This window comes from Bacillus sp. 05T22 (genome assembly GCF_056396765.1).
This window is the reverse complement of record NZ_JBFTMC010000005.1, coordinates 79,049-101,212: the sequence shown is the minus strand read 5'-3', so window position 1 is coordinate 101,212 and position 22,164 is coordinate 79,049. Positions and strand designations below refer to the sequence as shown.

Sequence of the window (22,164 nt, the reverse complement as noted above, 5' to 3'; positions counted from 1 at the left end):
GTGTTTTTTATTCAGTACGCATTTTCACGTATACGACTTCGAAATTTTTTTGCATGGATGATTTTGGGTATAGTAGTAATGGTGCTACCGCTATCCTTTGCAGGCGCTTCAGAAAATGTCATGGATGTTGCAGTGCAAATTTCGGTGTTTTTTGTATTTCCACTACTATGGTTATATTTAAAAACACGAAAAAATAATGTTATATTTACTAGCTTCTTTGATAAACCATCACGGTTAAACTGGAAGATAATCATAGTTGCAACCGCAATGGGAATGATTTTTGCATTCGGTGTATCTTTTATTCAATTGTACATATTAGCACATCTTGTTCCAGATTTCTTAATGGGTGTATTAAGTGATGATAGTGTAATTGATATGAGTAGCACATATACAAAAATCTTTAGCTTTATTTCAGCATGTGTTTTTGCACCTATTATGGAGGAAGTTATCTTTCGAGGTTTCTTTTTACAGCGTATGACGTTTAAGTGGGGGATAAAACGTGCTGTAATTGTGTCCTCTCTTATTTTTGGTTTAGGACATTTTGATGTAGTCGGTGCTTTTGTATTTGGTGTTGTCATGTGTCTTCTTTACATAAAAACGAAAAATATATGGACGAATATTGCTGTTCATGCGTTGAATAATTGTATAGCAACTACCATCCAATTAACGAGTGGTGAAGGAACAGATGATGTCATTTCGATTGCTGAATTACAAGGACAAAGTAATTTATGGATTGGACTCGTTGTAATTCTGATCAGTTTATTATGGTTGGCACCTTTTATTCGTAAAAATTGGCGAACTGTAAAAGAAGTGGGGGTACCACCTCTTCGTTTTATCAATGAAGATAAGGCAGTTGTACCATTACAACAAAATAAAATGTATAGTCAAGTCATTTTAACGGATCAACTTATGGCTGTAGAGTTGCCAGATGAGGCTGTGAATCAGTTGAGATTAGAACAGAATGATTATGTAAAGGTTGTAGTAGAGAATGAAAAAATTATTATAACAAAAGCAGAACATTGATAAGAGTATAGGAAACGAAAAATAGCAGCTCTCCAATATAAATGAGGAGAGCTGCTATTTTAATGGATAACAATTTCAACGTGGAAGTTGTTTCCGTTTTTTACATATTTAATATCTGTGACTGTACGAACCATTTTTAAAATTTCCACCTTTTCCCCAATTCGAGGGATGGTGGGAACATTATCCCAAATGCCAAGTAAATCATCTTCTTGTATCGTTTTTTCGTAAAACCAAATTTTCAATGTAATGCCCCTTTCTCGAATTTTATGTATTTTAATACATAATAAAACATTTTTATTCTTTTTGTAAGGGGTTTTTTATTATATTTTGAATAAAAATTAATTTTGTTCTTCTGGAAAAATATGTTCGATATCAGGAGTAAGGGATACTTCCGATAATACGATATGAGAAACAGTTGTTGCATATGAAGAAACATCATTAATAAACTCTTCAAGTTCAACTAATGAAGGAACAGAAATTTTAACGATATAACAAAGACTTCCAGTTACGCGATAGCAAAAGCTTGCCGATGGATACGATTGAATAAATTGTTGCATGCGCGTTGTATCACCATTTTTTAAGGTGATTTCTAAAATACAATCTAAGACGAGCCCAGCTTTTTTATAATCAATATCAATTGTATATTTTTGAATGACTCCTTCATTTTCTAACTTACGAACACGTTCTGCAGTAGAAGGCGCGGATAAGTTTACGCGTTTTGATAATTCTCGCATAGAGAGGCGACTATCATTATATAATTCATTTAAAATTTTACGATCTACACGATCTAATTGCATATGTAAATATACCTCCAGTAAACTAATCATTTTTGTAAAGAAAATATATAAATAAAGATTCATATGAAATGTGAAAAGGCTATACTTTATTTTACAATAAAACAGAAAGGAATAGGAGGAGAAATGATGGAGAGAATTTCATTATCAGATGTAGGAGAAACAAAGTTTCAAAAATTATTAGGGCATTGTCCAGATATACTACATGCTTGGAGTGTATTAGAAAACACATTATATGAAAAAGGGGCACTTTCTGCAGAATTAAAAGAACAAGTACGTAGAACACTTGCTTTTGGAAATGAGTGTTTGTATTGCATGGCAAAAGGAAAGCCAGATGATGTGCAAAAGGTAGAAGAGATTAGTACTGCTGTAACCTTTGCACATGTATTTGTACATAATCGTTCAGCGATAGATGATAAGATGTTTGATGTGTTGAAACAGTATTGGAGTGAGGCAGAGATTGTAGAGCTCTGTGTATATATTTGCTTTATTACTGCTTCACAACAGCTTGGATTTTTATTTCAATTACAGCCAGGAGAGGAGAAGGAATAATGTTGAAACAGGCAGCACTTGTTATTATTGATGTACAAAAAGCGTTTAATCTACCTTATTGGGGCGAGCGAAATAATCCTTTTGCAGAAGAGAATATGAAAAGTTTATTAGAAGAGTGGAGAAAAAGAGCATTAACTATTATTCATATTCAACATGTGAATAAAGAAAACGTAGAGTCAATGTTTCACCCAAATACAGAAACAGTTAAATTCAAAGAAGAAGTGCAACCATTACAGGGAGAAATAGTCATTCAAAAGTGTGTTAACAGTGCATTTATTGGAACTGATTTAGAAAAGCTACTAAAAGAGAAGAACTGTAACTCAGTTATTATCGTTGGATTAACGACGAACCACTGTGTAGAAACAACGACACGGATGGCTGGAAATCTAGGGTTTTCAACGTATTTAGTAAGTGATGCAACGGCTACATTTAATCGAAAGGGACCAGACGGTGTACAATACTGTGCAGAAGAAATTCATAATATGACCCTCGTAAATCTTCATGAGGAATTCGCTACCATCGTTACAACATCGGGAATATTGGAGAAGGTAAGATTTGTTCAGTTGTAACGATGAATGATTGATACTATTTCAATAAAATATTTGAATAATTATGTAGAAAAAAATAAGAATATTTTGTATAATCAAAGTACAATCATTTTGAAAACAGGGGTGGCAGCATATGGAGCAAATTCCAGTAAAGAAGATAGAAACAGTACTCGTTTTAGCAGAAGAGGATAAACAAAAACAAAAGGAATTTTATGAATTGCTATTAACAACTCATTTTTATGTTGCTGGATCTATCGAGGCGGATGATTCTGCATCAGAAGGAACACTTCGGTTACGTTATTTCCAAGGAGAAGGCAGATGGATCGTACCGTTCTTTACGCAATTAGAATTTGTGAAAGACGTGTTGCCGGAAGAAACGCCCCTTATTACGATACGTGGAAAAGAATTATTTGAAAACCTAGATAAAGAAGCAACAGCGGTATTGAATGTTGGCACAGAGCTTAGCAAAACATTTATTCCGGAAGAAATTGCAGATATAGCTTCTGGACGTATATTTAATTATTATCAGTAAAAAATTGTTGTCAGCCCTTTATAGTCAACTCGGCATAAGGGAACATAAAGAAAGGAAAAGCGATATATGCTTTTCCTTTTTTGTGTAAATGAAAAAGTATATAGGAAACTGCTTTTTAATTCGATATGAAATTCACACCGGAAGGAATAGAAAGTGTATTCCTTTCCGTGTCCATTGTGACAGTAACACCGAGTGGGATTCCGACATTTGGCTGTATATGCCCGATAGGAAGGCCGAGTAATACAGGAATATTGTATGGAGCGAGATAGTTATACAATATGGTTTGTAATGATAGAGACTGCTTTGAGGCTATACAATCATGGCAGCTTGTGAAGACAACTCCTGCACATTCATTCAATTTTCCTGCTAAATGTAATTGATTGAACATGCGATCAATACGATACGGTTCTTCTCCAATATCTTCAAGTAATACAATTTTATTCGCTGTATAGATTTCATAGGGGGTACCCAGTGTACTTACTAAAACGGTTAAATTGCCTCCAACTAATGGTGCGGAAACTGTACAAGTAGATGTAGTGGTAATGCATTCTGCTGCTGGTAAAATAGTTGAATACGGATAGAATAGTTGATTGAAAGAAGATAAAGAAAGAGAATTCACTCCTTTTCCTAATTCTTCAATCATAGGTCCATGGAATGTAATGAGTCCTGCATATTGTGAAAAGGCAATATGTAAAGCAGTAATATCACTATATCCCCAAAAAATCTTCGGGTTGTTTCGAATGAGTTCATATTGAATATGAGGAAGGAGACGACCACTTCCGTATCCACCTCTTGCGCAAAAAACGGCTTGCACTTCAGGATTGGAAAAAGATTCATGTAAATCCTGAAGGCGGATTGCATCATTTCCAGCTAGATAGCCGTATTTCTCGTAAACACTTTGACCAATTATTACGGATAGGCCCATTGTTTCTAATACTTTTTTTCCTGCAAGGACGTGTTCTATTAATGGAGGGCCTGCTGGAGCAATAATCATTACCGTATCGCCTTGTTGTAAGACATTTGGCTGAATCATTTAAATCTCCTCCTTCGTTTTCAATATATTCGTTTATAAGCAGTTCAATCCTTTTAAAAGAAGGGAAAAGTTTGTTGAGTCGAGAAGATATAAGAGGGAATAGGGAGGGAAAGAAGGATGTTTACAAGCAGAGTAAATGATGTATTACAAATAAAGTATCCAATTATTCAGGCCGGTATGGCAGGTGCAATTACGACACCAGAGCTTGTTGCGGCTGTGTGTAATAGCGGCGGCCTAGGGACGCTCGGGGCTGGTTATATGAGTCCGGAACAAATTCGTCAATCTATTTATAAAATAAGAGAGTTAACAGATAAGCCGTTTGCAGTAAATTTGTTACTTACGAAAGAAATACAAATTGAGGAAGAAAAAGTACAAGTAGCAAGAAATTTATTAGAGCCGCTACGAAAAGAATTAAGTATAGATGAGTATAATCAATCATTACAACTTCCGAAAAGTTATAAAGAACAATTGCACGTGTTAAAGGAAGAAAAAGTTCCGGTTATAAGCTTTGCATTTCACACGTTAGAACAAGAGGAAATTGTATCGTTGAAGAAAGAGGGCATAAAGATAATTGGAACAGCTACAAATGTGGCAGAAGCGAAGGTGCTTGCTGAATTAGAGGTAGATGTAATTGTTGGACAAGGTAGCGAGGCTGGAGGACACCGCGGGACTTTTATTGGGAAAGAACAAGATTCTATGATCGGTACATTTGCATTAATTCCACAAATGGTAGCCGCAGTATCAAATATCCCAATTGTAGCGGCAGGAGGCATTATGAATGGACAAGGTCTTGTTGCAGCAATGGCACTAGGTGCAGAAGGCATTCAAATGGGAACAGCATTTTTAACAAGTGAAGAAAGTATTACACATAATGTACATAAAAAAGCGGTACTGCACAGTACAGATACGAGTACAACTGTAACGAGATCATTTTCTGGAAAATATGCAAGGGGGATTCGAAATACATTTATAGAACAACATGAAGAAAAAGAAGAAATGCTCCCAATGTATCCAGTTCAAAATGTATTAACCGCTAAAATACGTCAAGAAGCTGCAAAACAAAACAAAGGGGAATATATGTCACTCTGGGCTGGACAAGCTTCTTCATTAGCAAGAAAAGAATCAGCTCAGCAAATTGTTGAACGAGTGTTGGGAGAAGTAAAGGTAACCGTAGAAAATTTACAAAGCATATACAAAAAGACCACTTGAATAATTCAAGTGGTCTTTTTATTAGTTTGCTTTATAAAATTGCTGGATGGCTTCGTCGATGTATACCCAGCCTTTCCATCCTAAGTGCATATGATCTTTTAAGAAGTATTTGTCATACTCATGGTTTGAAAAGTCAGCAATTGGATAGCCAGCTTGTTTAATTTGCTCATGAACTTTCTTATAGTATAATTCGCGTCGTTCTTTCGGGAATCCAGCATAATCATACCAAGGACCTTTTACAGGAACAGAAATGAAGAGTGGTTTTGCACCAGATTGTTTTAATAAATCGAGCGCAATTTGTAAATCTTCATATTCTGGAGAGTGATCATAAGCGTCATTTTTTAAGTAATCTTTGCGTTGCTTCAATTTCTTTTTAATTTTGCTATTGAAGTAATCATCTTCGATACCATACTGATTTGATTTTGATTCTAATTCACCAGTTTGATCCGCGTGTTTACGTGCTTCATTCCAGTTCATTTGTTTCAATGCTGGATCAAGTTGTTCTTTATGCGGTTTAATATTGAACATTACTGTAAATATGTCTTTGCGATCTAAAATATTACGGTAAAGATAAGCAAATGGTTTCGCTGCAATTGCTTTTATCTTATGTTTAGTATCATCATAGACAATGCCTTCTAAAGATGTTTTTAATAACGTCTCTTTTTTTACAATTTCAAAGTTCAATAAACGTTTTGCAATTTGTTTTTTCATTTCAGGCTTTAAATCATTGTTAAAAATGAAATGGTAGCCTTGTTGTTTTGAAAAGTTAGGTGCAAAGTGTGTTTCATCAATGCCTTGTGGTACAAACCATTGTGGTGAAAGAACAAAGACCATTTTTTTATCTTTTAATTGATCCATTGTAGATGCAAAGTTTAGCACATGGATAAGGTCTTGCGTTCCACCACGACCAAGAAGAAATGGTGTGAATCCTTCAGGTTTTACTTTAAAGTAATTGGATGGATGAAAAGCATCCATTCTCGCAAATTCCGATGAACCATACATCGGAAGGTATTTCGGATCTTCTAACATTTTTTGCTGTAAAATCATACTTTGTATTTTTTCTTCTTTTAGAGAAGTTGCAGCTTGTTCTACTTTCTTGTCACTTACAAGTGGAAGTAGGAAGCGTGTTGGGATAAGTAAGAATACAGCAAAAAGGGCCAATGCTAAGAGCATCGGACCAAAAGTTGCTTTTTTCATCGGATATCTTCCAACTTCTTAATAATCATGTTTGGTGTTGCCCACTCATCGCGGTCAAAATCAGAAATAGATACTTCGATATCTAGACGTTCTTGGAATTCTACTAATAAAGATACTGTACCGAAAGAATCAAGGATACCTTCTTCAAATAATTGTACATCTGGATTTTCTTTTACAATATCATTTTCACAAACTTCTTCTAAAATATCTAATACTTGATCTTTAAATTCTGCCATTTTTAAAATCTCCTTTATATCCGAAATATATTATGTGTAACTTCTTAGCTGTAAGAAAAGAAGCTATTCATTAAAAGTATCTGTTAAGGTGACCAGAGAAGATTAGGAAACCGAAACATACGAAATGGAACGTAATTACTACTGCAAGAACATGCATGAATTTATTGTTTGGCCAAAATTTATGTTTCTTGTTTTTTCGTTCGAAAATATCAAACGAAATAAACAAAACAGTATGGTAAAGGCCGTAAATAATGTACTGGTAAACATGTTCACCTAGAATATGCCAAACGCCCATAATGAAAAAGTTTAAAAATGCACCGATATATGAAATCGTGTAGCGATTTTTAAGTAGCTTTTTCTTTGTTGCGAAAAAGACAAAGCGCATATAAATAAAATCACGGAACCAGAATGATAAGGTCATGTGCCAACGGTTCCAGAAATCTTTAATGTTACGACTAATAAATGGTTTATTAAAGTTTTCTGGTGTTTTAATACCCATCATATAACTGACACCAATTACGAATGCACTATAACCTGCGAAGTCGAAGAATAGGTATAAACTGTAACTATACATATAAATCGCATTAGAGAAAATGGTATCTTGATTCGCAAATACTGCATCAACAAAATGCTTCTGCAATAAATAAGCGATAATAAACTTATACAGGAAACCTTGGAAAATACGATTAATACCTGTATAGAGTAACTTTTGATATTCTTCAGCACTTGGTGGCTTTTGAATATCTTTTTGGAACCTACGATAACGATCAATAGGTCCAGTCGAGATAGCTGGGAAGAACAGAACAAATTCCCAGAAATTAAAGAATGAGAATTCTTTAATTAAACCGTCACGAATCTCAAATACCATTTGTACTGCTCTGAATGTTACATAAGACATACCAGCAAATACAATGAATTTTAATTCATGTACAAATGGTGCGATTTTTGCCAGAATTAGTGGCAAAATCGATAAAATAACAGCCATGTAAAACATGGACGTATTATTATTTTGTTTTCTTAATAATAAATAGCCTTTAATAAGGATGTATTGCCAAATGATAAATACTGCTAACATCATTGCTTGCTTCGGTTTGTCAGAGAAAATAAGTGCAAGCATTACTAACGTTAGAACGGCATTATATTTACGCAACATTTTACCTTTTAATCCAGCTATGATAGTAGGTATTAATAAAATGCCCACTATAGCGAAAAAATAAAATGATCCATATGCGGTCATGCTGTAACCTCACTCAATAATTTTTTGCGATCTACCTTTCCATTTGGTGTCATTGGAATAGAAGATTGATACATGAATTTACGTGGAATCATGTAGTTTGGTAATCGCTCATTGAGTTCTTTTTTGATTGCAGATGTCAATTTGAATTCTTTTTCAAATGAATGCTCTCCAGGAACAACAACCGCTAATAAATAATCGTATTTTTCACCTTTTTTAATTGGAACAACAACTGCTCCTTCTACGTAAGCACACGCGCGAAGGTGATGTTCGATTTCTTCTAATTCCATTCGATAACCGTGAAGCTTAATTTGGAAATCAAGACGACCATTATAGAATAGAAGACCATTTTCTACATAGCCAGCATCACCTGTTTTGTAGGCGCGCTCACCATCAATCATTGTGAATACTTTTTCTGTTAATTCAGGGCTTCCTAAATAACCAACGCTTACGCTTGGACCAACAATTACGATTTCACCTTTTTCACCATCTGGTGCAATCGTGCCATCTTCTTTCATAATAAGAAGGCGACAGTCTGATTTACAGTAGCCAACAGGAAGAGATTTATATTTATCAACAACTTCTTGTGTAACGTGAATGCCTGTTACAGCAACAGTAGCTTCTGTAGGACCGTACGTATTCATAATTGCTGCTTTCGGGAAGCGCTCAATTAATTTTCTAGCTACTTCATTTGGTAATACTTCACCGCAGAATAAGAATGTTTTCATGTTTGGTAGCATACTTTCAGAGAAAGAAGCTTCCATTAAACACATTTCTGCGAAAGATGGTGTGGAAGTCCATACTTGAATATCCGATTGCTCTAAAGAAGCAAACAAGTCTTTTGGACGTGCAATCATATCTTTATCGATTGCCCAAAGTGTACCACCTGTTACTAACGATGGGTAAATGTCCATTACAGATAAATCGAATGAGAACGGTGCTTGGTTTAAGAATACTTGTCCTGTTTGTAAGTTGAAATCTTCAACCGCCCATTTTGTAAAGCTAACAAGGCAATTATAAGTAATCTGCACACCTTTCGGGTTACCTGTGCTCCCTGATGTGTAAATAATGTAGAAGTTCTCATCATCTTTTACCGCATGCTCAGGGTTTGGCGTTTGCCCTTTATGAGTAAAGAAAATGTCTTTTAAGTTGTCTTCACATACGATGCGAACTGGTAAGTCRGTTACAGCAACTTCTACCGGAGATAGAAGTAACTTCGCACCAGAACTTTCAGCAATACGTAGTACACGATCAGCTGGAATAGATAAATCTACAGGAATGTAAGCATGTCCAGCTTTCACACACCCTAAAAAGTTGATGATCATTTCAGGTTGCATATGGCCATAAACCATAATTGGTGAACGATCATCGGGATACTCAGAAGAAATCCAGTGCGCCAATGCATCAGAATCTTCCTTTAATTGTTTGTACGTAATTTTCGCATCTCGCCAAACGAAAGCGGTTTGATCAGGAGTTTCTGTCGCCCACTTTTCGATTTGTTCTAATAACTTCATAACGTTCCCACCCTAAAATTCATTGTAAATAAATGTGCTTGTGTTTGTATCATGGAAACCATACAACCAAAGCAAAGCAAATAAAATTGCAAGGTAATAAAAAGTTTTTGCAAACCATTGTGTGAGTGGTCGAGACCATATCTCTTTTAATCTTTCCATGTCTTTCCCTCTCTTATGAAATAGTAACTATATGTAGGTATCATGTCCTACATCATTGTGAAAAAAACGAAATTCCACATTTTAGGTAAAATTAAGACAAAAAGGCTCTTTTTTGATAGTAGCACTAAATACTAAAAAAGAAAATCCCTAACTTAGCAATTATATTACATTCTATATGAATTTGTAATGGGTTTGTCTTTTTTTAATGAGTTGTGAGTGTATAAATCGATTTTTTGAAAATGAAAATCTTACAAGGAAATTAAATAATCACAGTGAAATAAGAAATGTGAAGAATGAAAAGGAGGTTGTCAGGAATGGAGCGTTTGAAAAAGGTATGGCAGACATATGTGTCAGAGGAAAATATTATAAAGTGGCGGAGACATTTTCACCAATTTCCTGAACTATCATTCCACGAGGAAAAAACTTCACAATTTATATATGATACATTATGTTCATTTTCAGCTTTCGAGGTGACAAGACCGACGCGGTATAGTGTGATGGCAAAGAAAAAAGGAAAGAAGGCAGGCAAAGTAATAGCAATTCGTGCAGATATGGATGCCCTGCCAATTCAGGAAGAAACGTCTAAACCATATGCATCAGTTATTTCAGGGGTTATGCATGCATGTGGGCATGATGCACATACCGCTATTTTATTAGGTACAGCAGAAGCGATAGCAAATAAGAATGAGGATTGGGAAGGAGAAATTCGCCTTTTATTTCAACATGCTGAAGAAGTGTATCCTGGTGGTGGACAGGAAATGGTGAGAGCTGGTGTGATGGATGGTGTGGATTATATTATCGGCCTACATGTAATGTCTGGATTAGGAACTGGGAAGATTGGAGTTGTATATGGGCCTATGATGGCTGCTCCCGATGTATTTACGATTGAAGTAAAAGGAAGAGGTGGCCATGCTGCTAGGCCGGAAGAAACAGTAGATCCGATAGCAGTTGGTGCGCAAATCATTACGAACTTACAACATATTGTATCTAGAAATACAGGCGCTTTTATGCAAAGAGTTGTTTCCATAACACAATTTCACGGGGGAACAGCAGATAATATTATTCCTGATACAGCATATTTAATGGGAACAGTCCGGTCCTTTGATCAAAAACTAAGGAAAGAATCGGAAGAGATGATTGAACAAATTGCTAAGGGGATTGCAGAGGCACATGGTGCAGCGTATACGTATACATATCGCTATGGATATGACCCGGTTATCAATGATACGTTTATTACAAAAATAGTAGAAGAAAGTGCGGTAGAGTTGTTTGGAGAGGAGAGAATTGTAAAGCTAGCTCCTTCGATGGGAGGGGAAGATTTCTCGGCATATTTAAAAAAAGCGCCAGGCTGTTTTATTAAATTAGGAACTGGAAATGAGAAAATCAAAACTTGTTATCCTCATCATCATCCAAAGTTTGATGTGGATGAATCAGCTTTAATTAATGGGGCAGAGTTATTTTTACAGGCGACAATGAATTTACTAAAAGCTTAAGAGAGTACAAAAAAAGGCAACTGCGCTTATCGCAGTTGCTTCTATTTCTTTCCGTTAGAGAGGGCTGAGAAAGAACTATGCTCATTTATAGTATATGAATAACTGGCGGACAAGCTTGTACCTTTTCATTATTTTTTTGAAAATAGTGATTGACTTTGATAATCATTTTCATTTAATCTAAAAGTATAGTCGGAATTGATAATTATTATCAATGTGTTCACAAGTGCAGAATGGATGAGGGAGAGATGAAAAAGATATTTCGCCTTGGGCAAAGGGAAATTAAAAATAAAGATATAGAATAGCAACGGCGTGTAATTCGTGCTGAATATGTAGATGAGAAGAAAGGAAACAAGGAAGAAGAAGCGATACATAATCAAGGGAGAGATTCAGTTGAATAAATTTGTAATGATTTTTGCAAGTATGAGTGGAAATACAGAGGAGATGGCTGATCATATAGCTGGAGCGATTCGTGAAACAGGCAATGATATTGAAGTGATTGACATTATGACGACGCCAGAAGCTTCTATATTAGAAGAATATGATGGGATTATTTTAGGAGCGTATACGTGGGGAGATGGTGAGCTTCCTGATGATTTCTTAGATTTTTATGACGAAATGGAAGAAATTCATTTAGCAGGTAAAAAAGCAGCAGTATTTGGATCTTGTGATTCTGCTTATCCGAAATACGGGGCAGCTGTTGATATCTTAATAGAAAAGTTACAAGAGCGCGGTGCTGAAGTTGTAATGGAAGGGCTAAAAGTAGAACTAACGCCAGAAGATGAAGATGTAGAGAAATGTCTTCAGTTTGGTGCTGAATTTGTAAAACACCTTTCTTAATGGTGAGAGGGAGATGAAGATGGGTGCAGGGGAAAATATCAATTAAAACGATGACAGATTATCATTTATATGATTTTATGCGTTGTCCACATAAGTTTTATTTTCGCTATATAAAAAGAAGAGAACCTTCTTCGTTTGAATGGCAACAAATGGTTCAATCGATTGTAAATCAAATTATTATTGACTATTACACATCACCTGTAGAAAAACAAACAACAATGCTGTTGTTAAAACGATTAGAGAAGCATTGGGATAAAGTGCGTATTGGAATGTTCGCTTCTAAAGCAGAATATTATATTGTTCTTGCAAAGTTAACGGACCATCTAATACAGTTTGTGAAAAATGATGCGAGTAAAACACCACCTTTATTTTTATATGAGAAGTTACAAACATATATGGACGAGTTAGGTGTGCACATTTCATTAACGTTTGAAGTGGGTGAATGGTCTACACAATCGTTTGTAATTAAAAAGTATGTTGTTGATGCAAATGAAGAAATGCTTGCTCTTTTTCAAAAGCTTACGGCAGTGTTTAGCTACAAAGTTTTTGGGATTCTTCCCGAAAGAATTGAAGTTGTTAATTTAATGGAAGGAACTAGGTATGAATCTGTTCCAAAAGAGCAAGATATTATGGCTGGAATGAACGATTTATATAGAATGAAAGAAATGTTACAGCAACTAGAACATTACACAGAACGTACATTTTGTTCTGAATGTATTGGATGTGCTTTTCGTAATGAATGCAAAGTAGACGAGATGCAAGATGCATTGATAGCGAAGAATACTATACTACATTAAGGGGTGCAAATTTGCATCTCTTTTTGGTATTGACATGAAAAGCTTTTCATCATTTACGGTATATACGTAGGGGAACTTATGATGGGAGGAATACTTAATGGGAAATGGAGTGAAAGTATTTCAATGGTTAAAAGAACAACAGGCTCCTTTTTGGGTCCAATTGCAAATTTTGCAGGCGTTTCAAATGTATAAATTAATTGTAGAAATGGATAAAAAATTAATGATATATGAGGAAAAGAAGAATAGGGAAAGAAGTTAATTCCTTCCCTGAAGTATAGTTTGTAAATGTTTTCGATTCTTCTGTATCTCCTGGTCGTTATTTGTTTCAAAGTTATAAACAAGGTTATGGAGTAATGGACTATACTGATAAAATTGAATGACACGCTTAAAGAAAGATAAATCATGATGGGAAGTGAGAGTACAGTACCGTTTATATATGGCATTTGTAAATTCACTACCAAAATGGTTATATAATCCAGCGAAGTCAAAGGCAGGATCTCCAATTTGAGCATCACCAAAATCGATAATACCAGCAATGCTTCTTTTCTCCCCATCAAATAAAATGTGATGATGTGTAAAGTCAGCGTGGATCATTGTTTTTTGGAAATTAGATGCATACATATGTTCAAAAAAATCCTCGAATAAACAATCAAAAGCTTTTTTTTCTAACAATGTAAGTGTGCAAGTAAGATGAACGTGTAATTTCGTTTGAATCTGTCGCCAATATGAGATAGGTTTCTCAGTATCAAACCCCCATTTTACAGCATGTTCTATTGGGACGGTATGTAAAGAAGCGAGAAAGATAGCAAGCTGCGAGATAACTGTTTCACGTTCTTTTACAGTTAATCTTTCTATTATTTGTACTGTTAATGGCTCCCCATGAATGAGTTTATAATAACTACAATATGGAATTAAATCGGATTCATTTTTATATAAGATGTGATATTTGGGAACTTCTATCCCTTGTAAAGAATGAGAAAGTATCTCGCATAGTTCTTTTTCGCGAGGTATTCGTTTTGCATACTGGGATTTACGTGGAAAACGGAAGAGCCATTCATTGTTAATAATAATGGCTACATTATCCCAGCCATTATCGTTTTGTTCATAAGAGTGTATAGGAATATTGGGTAGTGATTGCTGGATATCTCGCATATAAGATGTCATATGATTTTCTCCTTTTTTGTGGATATATGCATTAATATTATCAGAATTTTTAAACTCTGTGATAAGATGGAATAAATATATCGAAAAAAGAGAGGGACATAATGTTTAAATGAAATGCAGTTAAGTTATAGAATGAAGATTATAAAAGAAGATAATACGTTTAAAATTGCTGAGCAACGGTAACGTGTAGAATAAAAATGTCCCCGAAAAGTGGGGACATCTTTTGTATTCACAGGTTCTCGTTTTGTTGCCCAATTTCTTTTTTTGCAATTTCTAGATTGCCTTGTTCGACTTGTTTATGCACATTTATAGAATCACCAGCATAACCTTTTTGTGTTTTTACAACTCTTTTAGAAAAGAGTGAGGATTGTTTGGTCATAATATAGTTCCCTTCCCATTAAAAGTAGACGAAAATGATGAGTACAAGTAATATTGTCCCGAAAATACCAATCCCAACTAAAAAGGAAGTATTTTTATATTGAGGCGGTTTATGAATATCTTGCCTGTATCCAGGTGAGATTTCAGGAGCAAACTCTTCATCGTAGGGCTGCTGTTTTTTCTTTTCATCCATAGATTTACACCTTTCTTTTTTATTATGTTACACGTTTAAAGAGGAACTATGCATGATGAAAAAAGCCGCTATGATTAGCGACTCTTTTGTGATGTATATTTACGTTGTACTTGCAAGAGACGAACGAGCAGAAAGGTAGCTCCAAATGCTAGCCCTATAATAAGACCAATCCAATAACCTTTAGCTGCCCAAGAAGTATAGGTTGCTAATATATAACCTAGAGGTAGACCAATGATCCAGTAGGCAATAAGTGTCATAATCAAGGTAACATTCACATCTTTATAACCACGGAGTGCACCTTGCACTGGAGTAGCAATTGCATCGGAAATTTGAAATAAAATCGCAAAAATGAGAAACTCTTTTGCTAAATCATGAACAGCAATATCTGTTGTATAAATAGATGCAATTGGATCGTCAAAGAAAAAGAGTAAGATAGAATATAACAAGGCAAAAGCAAGTGCCAAACCAATTCCAATAAAACTGTATTGTTTTGCGTTTTCACAGCGATTTGCTCCAACTTCAAAACCCACTGCAATTGTCATGGCCATTGCTAAACTTAAAGGTGTCATATATAAAAGGGAAGCAAAGTTCATTGCTGCTTGATGTGCAGCGATTGTTGTTGTGCTAAAATTACTCATCATGAGTGTTACGGCAGCGAAAATACTCGTTTCAAAAAAGATGGCGAATCCGATAGGTACCCCAAGTTTTAATAATTCTTTCCAGCTTGAAATAGAAAGTCGGTATAAGCGCCTGAAGATACCAAAAGATGTAAACGGTTCTTTCGTACGGATAATAATAATCGTAATAAATAAAATGCACCAATATGTTGCGGTAGAAGCAATTGCTGCACCAACGCCTCCTAGTTTCGGAAAGCCGAAATGACCGAAAATAAATACATAGTTTAAAATGATGTTAATAGGTAAGGAAAGTAATGTAATAATCATTGTTGTACGTGTTTTTCCTAATGCATCAATAAACCCACGTAATACAGTATAGACAAATAAAGGAATGATACCAATTGCAATAATGCTTAAAAATTGAGAAGCAATGTGTTCGACCTGCTCTTCTAAATGCATGCCTTTTAGAATTGGTGAAACGGCAAAGAAACCAATGAGAATAACAAGTAAACTAACTCCGATTGCCAAATACACGGCTTGTATCACGATATGAGGAACATCCTCTTTTTGTTTTGAGCCAACAAGTTGAGCGATAATAGGCGTGGTAGCCATTAAGATTCCTGTTAATCCCGTACTAATCGGAATCCATATACTTGTTCCAATTGCGACCCCTGCTAAGTCAGTAGCACTTGCATGCCCTGACATTGTTGTATCAAAAAAACTCATTGCAAATAAAGACATTTGCGTTACAAAAATCGGGAAAAATAGTAATACAAATTGTTTTATTTTTTGTGAAAATGAATTGGTTTCTYTCATAAAAGCTCCTTTCTATGTAGGACCAAACTCTTTCTATCATACAATTTAATAAGAAAATAGAAAAGAAATACACATATGTGAATGTATTGTTATATTTTGAAAGAATGAAAAAAGAGATGCACTTTGAAATTGGATAAGGTATTATGATAAGGTGTGAAAAAAGTATATATAAGGTATTAAGGTAAGGAGGCACTACTCGTGGCTGATTGGTTAATTGGTTTAATCATGGGAGCTGTTGAAGGATTAACGGAATTTTTACCGGTTTCATCAACAGGACATATGATTTTAACAGGACATTTAATTGGATTTGATGATGATAGAGCGAAAGTATTTGAAGTTGTCATCCAATTGGGATCGATTTTAGCGGTTGTCGTTGTATTTTGGAAACGTTTATGGTCATTAGTTGGGATTGGCAAGGTAACACAAGGACCATCTTTAAATTTATTACATATCATTATTGGTATGATTCCAGCAGGAGTACTTGGTGTTTTATTCCATAGTAAAATTAAAGAAGTTTTATTTGGACCAGGACCCGTTGTTATCAGTTTAATCGTTGGTGGTATTTTAATGATTGTTGCTGAGAAATTTTCAAGACCAAGTACAGCGAAAACATTGGACGAGATTACGTATAAACAAGCATTCACAATTGGAATGTTCCAATGTTTAGCATTGTGGCCAGGATTTTCACGTTCTGGATCTACAATCAGTGGTGGATTATTAGCTCGTGTATCTCATACAGCAGCTGCTGAATATACATTTATTTTAGCGGTACCAATGATGGTTGCAGCATCAGGGTTAGATTTAATTAAAAGCTGGGACGTATTAAGTTCAGCAGATATCACATTATTTGCAACTGGTTTTATTACGGCTTTCCTTGTAGCAATGCTTGCGATTGTTTCATTCTTAAAATTATTAGCTCGTGTAAAGTTAACACCATTTGCTTATTATCGTTTTATTTTAGCTGCGGTGTTCTATTATTTCTTCATTATGTAATAAAAAAACTGCCATTTGGCAGTTTTTTTATTTTACTATTTTTTCAATCATATTTTCCATCACATGTTCCCAAAGTGAAGTGTCGTCAGCTAATGTAGCACGGAAATTAGCATACATGTCTTTCTGTTTTTCTTCAAATTGTGGATCATCTTTTTCAGGTAATGTAGCACGCATAGAAGTTACTAATTCTTGCACTTTTGGAGCACGTGGTCCCCAAACCGCTTGTTCTTTTCCATCCTTATCAATAAAAATAAAGATTGGAATGGCACGGGCTGTTCCATTTGTTAAATATTGATCCATTAACTCCAAATTTTCATCACGGATGAGTAATCTCATTTCAATATTGGAAACTTCGCAAATACGTTTCATAACAGGTACGCAAAGAAGAGCGTCTCCGCACCAATCAGCGGATAGTACAATAACACGCCATCCGTCGTTTTGACGTTCTTCTAAAACAGGAAGCAATTCGTTCGGAATTAAAAAGTTATTATAAATATGTAGTAATTCATACTGGTTCACAGTCATGTTATTTACGTATGTATCAAAGGACATACCCTTATCGGCCCATTGTTGTAATGTCATATGTAACACCTCTTTGGTATATTTTTGTTTTTATTGTATCAATTTTTATCGTGAAATGCTTGTAATCTTACTCTTTCTTTTTGTTATCAGTAGGCCATACCTTATCCAAGATAAAAAAGAAAAGGACAATAAGTAGTTCAGCTTTATTGGAGATCGTTACACTTTCTATCCAATCATCTGCAGTATGAATAACGAGCCAATCAAGCGAGATTTCTATGAGGGAAAGCAGTAAAAAGGATAGCCATTTTGACATGTGCGTGAGCAGAGGGGTTAAAAGTACTTTGAAAAATAAAATCAAGAAACTACTAATTCCATCTAGTATAAGGGCTAATAAAAAAAAGAGAAGTAGTGCAGTTCGTGATGTATATTCTACACCAATGAGACGAAAAACTCCGACATACATAAAGAAAATGAGTGCAAAAGCAATAATTATAAGAAGGGTAATACTACTAATAACAATCGCTTTATCTTTTCCACTTAGATCTGAAAACTTTTCTTCGTCTGGATTCATGATATCCCCCCAAAAAGTTCATCTTATAAAGTGAAACTTTAATCAGTAGGGGGCTTTATCCCCCGCTGATTATTAGCCCTCATTAATCGAGCTTTTATGGGCAGTCCACCCCACCTAACTTCTTTGCTCTCGCTGAATTTGGAGGTGGGGGTCTGACTGCCCGTTAATACGGGATAAAAGGAAAAAATTCATATTTTATTATATCATGAATACTTGATGGGAAGTGAAAACAAAAAAGGTGCGACGAATCGCACCTTTTTTGTGGCTGATGTGAGTTTCAGCATGTTAGAAAAGCAACCTGTATCATTTATTTCCAAATAGATAATAAATGATACGTGCTCTAGTGAATAACGGAGATTTTTTACTATTGGGTTTTGTTTTGGGAGTGTATCTATCAAATAAGTGAATACATTATGAGTGATTGTATGGGAAAAAAAGATGACAAAATGTAAAATATAAGGTAATATAATTCATAATGTTTTTATTTAACTATATGAAATAAAAGGGAGATGTAAACGGTGTCTCATAATCGCGAACAATTAATGGAGGATCTATCTGCAAATGTTTTTGCTATGTTTCGTTCATTGCGGAATGATATGGGAAAAATTTTTGGAGATTACATACCATGGAATGAATTTCTCGTGCTCCGTATATTAAATCGTAATGAAAAAGAGATGGTTTCTCGCGTAGCAAATGAACTACATGTATCAAACAGTCATATTACAGCTGTTACAGAAAAGCTAATTAATAAAGGTTTTGTAACGCGTTCACGTTCTACATCTGATCGTCGTGTTGTATATTTGGAAATTACGGAACAAGGAAAAGAGTTAGTTGCAAAAATGGAATTGGCAAAAAAACAGTATTTAAAAGAAAGGTTTTCGGCCCTATCTGAAGAAGAAATGCATCTAATGATATCTATTTCGAAAAAACTTATATAGAAAAAAAGCCAGATGAACTATGGCTAATCGAGAATCCTTCCTTGTTTTAGGAAGGTTTTTTTATTCATACTAAAATGAAAAATTGAAATTTGTTACATAGAAGAATGCGATGTGTATGATTGGGATAGGAAAGACATACTAACAATGATGGAAGATGAAAGGAGGAAGAAAGATGACGAATCGCAACGGGAGTCAAGGAAGTGGAAATCAAGGTTCACCAAAAACAGGGCAGTTTCAACAAGAGTTTAGTTCGGAGTTTATAACTGGTAATGATAATAAGGGAAAAGAATATCGTTCGAACAAAGGAAGTAAGTCAAAAAAGGAGTGAATAGATTCACTCCTTTTTTGTTAGGAAATTTGAATTGTATTTTAAGATAAGAAAATAGACCATCTTGTTAATACAAGATGGCCATGAAAGGGGACAATTTATGTCAATTTTAATTAGGGATGGAAAGCTGTTCGAGACACTGGGGAATGTCTCATTATTAGGGAGGAACAGCTTCGATAGATATAATATAAAAGATAGATGTGACCTCAATGTGAACTTGAAGTGAAAGGTATGGGAATTTTAAAAATTTCCCTCTTTTTAAATAATAGAGGGAGGGTAGAACATAGTTAGAGGTCCCATAGTCTAATGAATAGTGGATAAAAAATAGACCATCTCGTTAATACAAGATGGCCATGGAAGGGGACAATTTATGTCAATTTTAATTAGGGATGGAAAGCTGTTCGAGACACTGGGGAATGTCTCATTATTAGGGAGGAACAGCTTCGATAGATATAATATAAAAGATAGGTGTGACTTCAATGTGAATTCGAAGTGAAAGGTATGGGGATTTTTCAGTTGAAATCTATGGGAAAAAGGATTATGCTCAACTATATTATGAGATTATAAAGATTTATCCAAAATAATGAGTTTGCTCTAAAAGTATGAGGAATTGAAAAAAGTTAGGTGGAAAATTACTTTCCGTAAGATTTGGTCCGGTCAAAACGAACGATTAGTGTATGGAAAGAGGTTTTACTTTATTAAGGGAGTTAGTGATATGGAAGCAACAAAAAAACAAGGATTTTATAATCGTTTTATACGATTAAGTCCGCCGCAAATTTTAGCAATGGGCTTTTTTTGTTTAATTGTTGTCGGGGGAATGTTATTGAAACTACCATTCGCGACAAAAGAATCAATTAGTTGGGTAGATGCGTTTTTTACAGCAACCTCGGCAGCGACAGTAACCGGTTTAGGAGTTGTAGATACTGCTAGTACGTTTACAATGTTTGGTCAAATTATCATTATGTTGTTAATTCAGACAGGTGGTCTTGGATTAATGACAATCGCAATTTTAATTGTATGGGTGTTAGGAAAAAAAATTGGTTTACGTCATCGATTATTAATTGGAGAAGCGTTTAACCAAACGAATATTGGTGGTCTTGTAAAATTAGTGAAGCGTGTCTTTATTTTTTCTATTTGTATTGAGTTAGTAGGAGTTGTTTTTTTATCCATTCGATTTATCCCGGAATTTGGTTTCGGCAAAGGTTTATATTATAGTATTTTTCATGTTATCGCCTCTTATAATAATGCGGGATTTGCACTATGGCCAGATAATTTAACCAGATTTGTAGGAGATCCTATTATTAATATTGGAATTTGTTCTTTAATTGTTATAGGTGGTTTAGGTTTTACGGTGTTAATTGATATATGGTATAGCCGTAGTTTTCAGAAACTATCACTTCATTCGAAAATTATGATTGTTGGAACAGTAGCGCTTAATGTTATTGCGATGATTGTGATTTTTATATTGGAGTATAATAATGTGAAAACATTAGGATCACTATCTTTAGGTGAAAAGATATGGGCTTCATTTTTCCAGGGGATTACACCGCGTACAGCAGGATTTAATACGGTTGATTATGGAGGAATGGAAGAATCATCAATATTGTTTACGATGATTTTAATGTTTATCGGTGCAGGAAGTGTGTCGACAGGTGGCGGAATTAAGTTAACAACATTTGTTATTTTAATTACATCGGTTATTTCCTTTTTTAGAAAGAAGGAAGACTTTGTTTTATTTCATCGTACAATCAAAATGTCAACAGTAACGAGAGCGTTAGCGATTGTAGTTGCCAGTCAAATTCTTATTTTTACAGCAGTATTTTTATTAATGCTTACAGAAAACTTTAGTTTTATTCAACTTTTATTCGAAACAATTTCAGCGTTTGGTACAGTGGGGTTATCAATGGGAATTACGGCTAAGTTATCTGTAATTGGAAAATGTATCATTATGTTTGTTATGTTTTGTGGGTTAATTGGTCCGTTAACGCTTGTATTCTCTCTAGCGCGACCAGCTAAACAAAAAATTCGATACCCATCAGAAGATGTTTTCACAGGATAAGGTATCTCGCAAAGCGCGAGATACCTTTTTTCTTTAAAAAAGTGAGAACAATAAACCGATGATTGCAGCGCGGAATAACAGAGCAACAATTGCAGCAATGCCGCCCACAATAGCAGCGATGCCACCGGTTACAGTAGCTCCACGATTATAGGCATAAATACCTAGTAAAACAGAAACAAGTCCGAAGAGTGTGGGAAATGTAAAGAGTGATAATACAGCAAGAGCAAGAGCGATAAACCCTGCTGTGGATCCCGCTGTTTTTGATTTTACATCGTCTTTATCGTTATAGTTGATACGCTGAGGAGCAACCTCTGCTGCGTACTCTTCTTTATAGTACTCTTCTTCAGTTCTAGGTTGTTCATTAATTTTATTAGTCAACGTAATGTCTCCTTTCATAACAAGGTTCATTAGTAGTATGTATATCTTT

At 34.9% G+C, this 22,164-nt stretch carries 28 protein-coding genes; 13 read left to right on the top strand and 15 right to left on the bottom strand.

The window, feature by feature from the left end; all coding sequences use genetic code 11:
- The first annotated feature begins 9 nt into the window (after positions 1-9).
- Positions 10-1,023 carry a CPBP family glutamic-type intramembrane protease gene (locus tag AC1DIT_RS03360; protein ID WP_476998058.1) on the top strand — a complete coding sequence of 338 codons (1,014 nt, stop codon included), beginning with the start codon at positions 10-12 and terminating at the stop codon, positions 1,021-1,023.
- A 59-nt stretch (positions 1,024-1,082) separates the two neighbouring features.
- Here AC1DIT_RS03360 and AC1DIT_RS03355 read toward each other — a convergent pair whose 3' ends face one another.
- Both AC1DIT_RS03355 and AC1DIT_RS03350 read right to left on the bottom strand, forming a co-directional pair.
- Entirely contained in the window at positions 1,083-1,265 is a 183-nt protein-coding gene (locus tag AC1DIT_RS03355) for a DUF3913 family protein (RefSeq protein WP_003196117.1), read from the bottom strand.
- A 96-nt stretch (positions 1,266-1,361) separates the two neighbouring features.
- The gene (locus AC1DIT_RS03350; protein ID WP_003196118.1) at positions 1,362-1,820 is read right to left on the bottom strand and encodes an Lrp/AsnC family transcriptional regulator; all 459 of its coding nucleotides are present in this window, start codon (positions 1,818-1,820) and stop codon (positions 1,362-1,364) included.
- A 126-nt stretch (positions 1,821-1,946) separates the two neighbouring features.
- Between AC1DIT_RS03350 and AC1DIT_RS03345 the strand changes: the two genes are divergently transcribed.
- From AC1DIT_RS03345 to AC1DIT_RS03335, 3 genes are all read left to right on the top strand, one after another.
- A complete protein-coding gene (locus AC1DIT_RS03345; protein ID WP_016132632.1) occupies positions 1,947-2,369 on the top strand; it encodes a carboxymuconolactone decarboxylase family protein in 423 nt (140 codons plus the stop codon).
- A complete protein-coding gene (locus tag AC1DIT_RS03340) occupies positions 2,369-2,938 on the top strand; it encodes a cysteine hydrolase family protein (protein ID WP_016113968.1) in 570 nt (189 codons plus the stop codon). The genes AC1DIT_RS03345 and AC1DIT_RS03340 overlap by 1 nt, the downstream gene beginning before the upstream one ends.
- 112 nt (positions 2,939-3,050) lie before the next feature.
- Positions 3,051-3,449, top strand: a complete 399-nt coding sequence (locus AC1DIT_RS03335; protein WP_016113969.1) for an SseB family protein — start codon at positions 3,051-3,053, stop codon at positions 3,447-3,449.
- 115 nt (positions 3,450-3,564) lie between these two features.
- Here the strand turns inward: AC1DIT_RS03335 and AC1DIT_RS03330 are convergent, their stop codons facing one another.
- Positions 3,565-4,482 (bottom strand): S66 peptidase family protein, encoded by a 918-nt coding sequence (locus tag AC1DIT_RS03330; RefSeq protein WP_016113970.1) that lies wholly within the window; start codon positions 4,480-4,482, stop codon positions 3,565-3,567.
- Positions 4,483-4,599: 117 nt separating this feature from the next.
- Here AC1DIT_RS03330 and AC1DIT_RS03325 point away from each other — a divergent pair, with 117 nt between their 5' ends.
- Entirely contained in the window at positions 4,600-5,691 is a 1,092-nt protein-coding gene (locus AC1DIT_RS03325) for an NAD(P)H-dependent flavin oxidoreductase (RefSeq protein WP_016113971.1), read from the top strand.
- 21 nt (positions 5,692-5,712) lie between these two features.
- Here AC1DIT_RS03325 and dltD read toward each other — a convergent pair whose 3' ends face one another.
- The 5 genes from dltD to AC1DIT_RS03300 all read right to left on the bottom strand — a co-directional run bounded on the left by dltD (position 5,713) and on the right by AC1DIT_RS03300 (position 10,031).
- Entirely contained in the window at positions 5,713-6,888 is a 1,176-nt protein-coding gene (gene dltD, locus AC1DIT_RS03320; protein ID WP_016113972.1) for a D-alanyl-lipoteichoic acid biosynthesis protein DltD, read from the bottom strand.
- A complete protein-coding gene (gene dltC, locus AC1DIT_RS03315) occupies positions 6,885-7,124 on the bottom strand; it encodes a D-alanine--poly(phosphoribitol) ligase subunit DltC (protein ID WP_016113973.1) in 240 nt (79 codons plus the stop codon). Before dltC ends, dltD begins: the two co-directional genes overlap by 4 nt.
- 70 nt (positions 7,125-7,194) lie before the next feature.
- Positions 7,195-8,361, bottom strand: coding sequence for a D-alanyl-lipoteichoic acid biosynthesis protein DltB (dltB, locus tag AC1DIT_RS03310; RefSeq protein ID WP_016113974.1), 1,167 nt, complete (start codon positions 8,359-8,361; stop codon positions 7,195-7,197).
- Positions 8,358-9,872: a D-alanine--poly(phosphoribitol) ligase subunit DltA gene (gene dltA, locus AC1DIT_RS03305; protein ID WP_016113975.1), complete on the bottom strand. Its 1,515-nt coding sequence runs from the start codon at positions 9,870-9,872 to the stop codon at positions 8,358-8,360. Before dltA ends, dltB begins: the two co-directional genes overlap by 4 nt.
- Positions 9,873-9,884: 12 nt before the next feature.
- The gene (locus AC1DIT_RS03300; RefSeq protein ID WP_003206349.1) at positions 9,885-10,031 is read right to left on the bottom strand and encodes a teichoic acid D-Ala incorporation-associated protein DltX; all 147 of its coding nucleotides are present in this window, start codon (positions 10,029-10,031) and stop codon (positions 9,885-9,887) included.
- A 314-nt stretch (positions 10,032-10,345) separates the two neighbouring features.
- Between AC1DIT_RS03300 and AC1DIT_RS03295 the strand changes: the two genes are divergently transcribed.
- The 4 genes from AC1DIT_RS03295 to AC1DIT_RS03280 all read left to right on the top strand — a co-directional run bounded on the left by AC1DIT_RS03295 (position 10,346) and on the right by AC1DIT_RS03280 (position 13,417).
- A complete protein-coding gene (locus AC1DIT_RS03295) occupies positions 10,346-11,524 on the top strand; it encodes a M20 metallopeptidase family protein (protein ID WP_016113976.1) in 1,179 nt (392 codons plus the stop codon).
- A gap of 390 nt (positions 11,525-11,914) precedes the next feature.
- Positions 11,915-12,361, top strand: a complete 447-nt coding sequence (locus AC1DIT_RS03290; protein ID WP_016113977.1) for a flavodoxin — start codon at positions 11,915-11,917, stop codon at positions 12,359-12,361.
- A gap of 23 nt (positions 12,362-12,384) precedes the next feature.
- Positions 12,385-13,158, top strand: coding sequence for a hypothetical protein (locus AC1DIT_RS03285; protein ID WP_016131273.1), 774 nt, complete (start codon positions 12,385-12,387; stop codon positions 13,156-13,158).
- A gap of 97 nt (positions 13,159-13,255) precedes the next feature.
- The gene (locus AC1DIT_RS03280; RefSeq protein WP_016113979.1) at positions 13,256-13,417 is read left to right on the top strand and encodes a hypothetical protein; all 162 of its coding nucleotides are present in this window, start codon (positions 13,256-13,258) and stop codon (positions 13,415-13,417) included.
- Here the strand turns inward: AC1DIT_RS03280 and AC1DIT_RS03275 are convergent.
- The 4 genes from AC1DIT_RS03275 to AC1DIT_RS03260 all read right to left on the bottom strand — a co-directional run bounded on the left by AC1DIT_RS03275 (position 13,414) and on the right by AC1DIT_RS03260 (position 16,326).
- Positions 13,414-14,322, bottom strand: a complete 909-nt coding sequence (locus tag AC1DIT_RS03275; RefSeq protein ID WP_016113980.1) for an aminoglycoside phosphotransferase family protein — start codon at positions 14,320-14,322, stop codon at positions 13,414-13,416. The two genes, AC1DIT_RS03280 and AC1DIT_RS03275, sit on opposite strands and share 4 nt — an antisense overlap.
- 229 nt (positions 14,323-14,551) lie before the next feature.
- The gene (locus AC1DIT_RS03270; protein WP_003196135.1) at positions 14,552-14,701 is read right to left on the bottom strand and encodes a hypothetical protein; all 150 of its coding nucleotides are present in this window, start codon (positions 14,699-14,701) and stop codon (positions 14,552-14,554) included.
- Between the two features lie 18 nt (positions 14,702-14,719).
- Complete coding sequence (locus AC1DIT_RS03265) at positions 14,720-14,893, bottom strand: hypothetical protein (RefSeq protein ID WP_016113981.1); 174 nt, start codon at positions 14,891-14,893, stop codon at positions 14,720-14,722.
- A gap of 74 nt (positions 14,894-14,967) precedes the next feature.
- On the bottom strand, positions 14,968-16,326 hold the full coding sequence (locus tag AC1DIT_RS03260; RefSeq protein ID WP_476998054.1) for an MATE family efflux transporter: 1,359 nt from the start codon (positions 16,324-16,326) through the stop codon (positions 14,968-14,970).
- A 198-nt stretch (positions 16,327-16,524) separates the two neighbouring features.
- Here AC1DIT_RS03260 and bacA point away from each other — a divergent pair, with 198 nt between their 5' ends.
- Entirely contained in the window at positions 16,525-17,319 is a 795-nt protein-coding gene (bacA, locus tag AC1DIT_RS03255) for an undecaprenyl-diphosphate phosphatase (protein WP_003196138.1), read from the top strand.
- Between the two features lie 27 nt (positions 17,320-17,346).
- On the opposite strand, the gene AC1DIT_RS03250 is transcribed toward bacA, so the two are convergent.
- Complete coding sequence (locus AC1DIT_RS03250; protein ID WP_016113983.1) at positions 17,347-17,901, bottom strand: thioredoxin family protein; 555 nt, start codon at positions 17,899-17,901, stop codon at positions 17,347-17,349.
- Between the two features lie 67 nt (positions 17,902-17,968).
- Positions 17,969-18,412 (bottom strand): YrvL family regulatory protein, encoded by a 444-nt coding sequence (locus AC1DIT_RS03245; RefSeq protein WP_016113984.1) that lies wholly within the window; start codon positions 18,410-18,412, stop codon positions 17,969-17,971.
- 518 nt (positions 18,413-18,930) lie between these two features.
- Here AC1DIT_RS03245 and AC1DIT_RS03240 point away from each other — a divergent pair.
- The 3 genes from AC1DIT_RS03240 (at position 18,931) to AC1DIT_RS03230 (ending at position 21,737) form a co-directional block, all read left to right on the top strand.
- Positions 18,931-19,350: a MarR family winged helix-turn-helix transcriptional regulator gene (locus tag AC1DIT_RS03240; protein WP_003206336.1), complete on the top strand. Its 420-nt coding sequence runs from the start codon at positions 18,931-18,933 to the stop codon at positions 19,348-19,350.
- A 172-nt stretch (positions 19,351-19,522) separates the two neighbouring features.
- Positions 19,523-19,678: a hypothetical protein gene (locus AC1DIT_RS03235; RefSeq protein WP_016113985.1), complete on the top strand. Its 156-nt coding sequence runs from the start codon at positions 19,523-19,525 to the stop codon at positions 19,676-19,678.
- 715 nt (positions 19,679-20,393) lie between these two features.
- Complete coding sequence (locus tag AC1DIT_RS03230; RefSeq protein WP_016113986.1) at positions 20,394-21,737, top strand: TrkH family potassium uptake protein; 1,344 nt, start codon at positions 20,394-20,396, stop codon at positions 21,735-21,737.
- Between the two features lie 33 nt (positions 21,738-21,770).
- Here the strand turns inward: AC1DIT_RS03230 and AC1DIT_RS03225 are convergent, their stop codons facing one another.
- Positions 21,771-22,133 carry an imidazole glycerol phosphate synthase gene (locus tag AC1DIT_RS03225; protein WP_098116843.1) on the bottom strand — a complete coding sequence of 121 codons (363 nt, stop codon included), beginning with the start codon at positions 22,131-22,133 and terminating at the stop codon, positions 21,771-21,773.
- Positions 22,134-22,164 lie beyond the last annotated feature (31 nt).

Bases quoted from the DNA above. Each gene is read 5' to 3' on its own strand.
- AC1DIT_RS03350 (WP_003196118.1), bottom strand. From the start codon at position 1,820: ATGCAATTAGATCGTGTAGATCGTAAAATTTTAAATGAATTATATAAT.
- AC1DIT_RS03345 (WP_016132632.1), top strand. From the start codon at position 1,947: ATGGAGAGAATTTCATTATCAGATGTAGGAGAAACAAAGTTTCAAAAA.
- AC1DIT_RS03340 (WP_016113968.1), top strand. From the start codon at position 2,369: ATGTTGAAACAGGCAGCACTTGTTATTATTGATGTACAAAAAGCGTTT.
- AC1DIT_RS03335 (WP_016113969.1), top strand. From the start codon at position 3,051: ATGGAGCAAATTCCAGTAAAGAAGATAGAAACAGTACTCGTTTTAGCA.
- AC1DIT_RS03330 (WP_016113970.1), bottom strand. From the start codon at position 4,482: ATGATTCAGCCAAATGTCTTACAACAAGGCGATACGGTAATGATTATT.
- AC1DIT_RS03325 (WP_016113971.1), top strand. From the start codon at position 4,600: ATGTTTACAAGCAGAGTAAATGATGTATTACAAATAAAGTATCCAATT.
- dltD (WP_016113972.1), bottom strand. From the start codon at position 6,888: ATGAAAAAAGCAACTTTTGGTCCGATGCTCTTAGCATTGGCCCTTTTT.
- dltC (WP_016113973.1), bottom strand. From the start codon at position 7,124: ATGGCAGAATTTAAAGATCAAGTATTAGATATTTTAGAAGAAGTTTGT.
- dltB (WP_016113974.1), bottom strand. From the start codon at position 8,361: ATGACCGCATATGGATCATTTTATTTTTTCGCTATAGTGGGCATTTTA.
- AC1DIT_RS03300 (WP_003206349.1), bottom strand. From the start codon at position 10,031: ATGGAAAGATTAAAAGAGATATGGTCTCGACCACTCACACAATGGTTT.
- AC1DIT_RS03295 (WP_016113976.1), top strand. From the start codon at position 10,346: ATGGAGCGTTTGAAAAAGGTATGGCAGACATATGTGTCAGAGGAAAAT.
- AC1DIT_RS03280 (WP_016113979.1), top strand. From the start codon at position 13,256: ATGGGAAATGGAGTGAAAGTATTTCAATGGTTAAAAGAACAACAGGCT.
- AC1DIT_RS03275 (WP_016113980.1), bottom strand. From the start codon at position 14,322: ATGACATCTTATATGCGAGATATCCAGCAATCACTACCCAATATTCCT.
- AC1DIT_RS03270 (WP_003196135.1), bottom strand. From the start codon at position 14,701: ATGACCAAACAATCCTCACTCTTTTCTAAAAGAGTTGTAAAAACACAA.
- AC1DIT_RS03265 (WP_016113981.1), bottom strand. From the start codon at position 14,893: ATGGATGAAAAGAAAAAACAGCAGCCCTACGATGAAGAGTTTGCTCCT.
- AC1DIT_RS03250 (WP_016113983.1), bottom strand. From the start codon at position 17,901: ATGACATTACAACAATGGGCCGATAAGGGTATGTCCTTTGATACATAC.
- AC1DIT_RS03245 (WP_016113984.1), bottom strand. From the start codon at position 18,412: ATGAATCCAGACGAAGAAAAGTTTTCAGATCTAAGTGGAAAAGATAAA.
- AC1DIT_RS03235 (WP_016113985.1), top strand. From the start codon at position 19,523: ATGACGAATCGCAACGGGAGTCAAGGAAGTGGAAATCAAGGTTCACCA.
- AC1DIT_RS03230 (WP_016113986.1), top strand. From the start codon at position 20,394: ATGGAAGCAACAAAAAAACAAGGATTTTATAATCGTTTTATACGATTA.
- AC1DIT_RS03225 (WP_098116843.1), bottom strand. From the start codon at position 22,133: ATGAAAGGAGACATTACGTTGACTAATAAAATTAATGAACAACCTAGA.